This is a genomic window from Actinomycetota bacterium (genome assembly GCA_030682655.1).
Classification (GTDB): domain Bacteria; phylum Actinomycetota; class Coriobacteriia; order Anaerosomatales; family JAUXNU01; genus JAUXNU01.
Map to the genome: position 1 here is coordinate 1 of JAUXNU010000141.1, position 1,188 is coordinate 1,188.

The 1,188-nt window shown below is 65.9% G+C and carries 1 protein-coding gene; it reads left to right on the forward strand.

Annotated features, from left to right (window positions below):
- Nucleotides 1–208: 208 nt before the first annotated feature.
- On the forward strand, nucleotides 209–1,188 hold a 980-nt coding region (locus tag Q8K99_08865; GenBank protein MDP2182664.1), incomplete at its 3' end, for a GAF domain-containing protein.

The window sequence follows — 1,188 nt, forward strand, 5'->3', positions numbered from 1 at the left end:
CGATCACGCGAACCTCGAAGCGCTCTCATCTGTTGGAGTGAGCAATCTCCTGCTCGAGGTCGGCAGGGTGGAGTGCGAAGCGGGCTCCTGTCTCGTCCTGGCGTCATCCATAGGGACGATTCCTGCTGCGCGGGAGCTCTAAGGAGAACGCGCAATCTCCGTGGGCGGTATAATCCCTGCGTTTCCTCGGCCGATAACATGGACTGAGATGAATCGCACACAACGCAGGGGGGTACTGGTTCTTGCCGGGGCGGCGGCTTCACTGGCTCTTGTAGCAGCGGTCGCACGCTTCTTCCCGCTTGCTGTCATCGCGAGCATCGCGGCAGCGGCGTCCGTGATGCTCGCGACAGCTCTCGAGTACCGCCGTGCGCAGACACCCGAGTCCATCCCTCTCGCTCTTCCTGAGCCCACAGCGTTTCGCATGCCTGTGGCTCTGGAACCGCCCGCCGTCGTTCACGCGCTCCTCGAGAATGCGACAGCTGCGGGAGATGCCGTCGCCGCGCACCTGTGGCTCGAGGATCCGGCTTCGGCCACGCTCCGTCTTGTCGCGTCCGACGGCGCGCGGGCCCCGGCCCCCACACCGGTTCCCATCGCCGGTTCACTCCTGGGTCGAACCCTGTCGGGCGGCTCGGCGCTTCTTGAGCCGGTATCGCACGTAAGAGGCATCGACGAGGACTCCGTGGTGTGGCGCTACACCATCCCGCTTGAGGCAGGGGAGGCCCACGGTGTCGCCGCGGTCGATATCGCGGGAAGCGACTCACCGGACGCGTCCATTCTCACCTCTCTCGCCCCAGCTCTCCGCGGTGCCTTGGCGGGAGCGCTCGCACTTCACGTCGCACGGATTGAGACCGATGCCGCACGCACCCTGCTCGAGACCGCGCGGGATCTCTCGCGCCTCCTCGATCCGGGAGAGGTGATCCGCAATGCACTCGAGCGCGCCATGGAACTGGGTTCAGCCACCACCGGGAGCATCATGCTCCTCGGACAGGACGCTCGAACCATGACGATCGCCGCGGCGAAAGGGCTCCCTTCCCAGGTCGTGAATGAGACCGTAGTTGCCGAGGGGGAAGGACTCGCAGGCTGGGTGCTCGCGAGTCGCCAGGCCCTCGTCGTTGTGGACCTCCCGGGTACCGCGAACCGCTCACGCAGACGAGGCGTCAAGTCCGCGGTTTCTGTGCCTATCGCCGA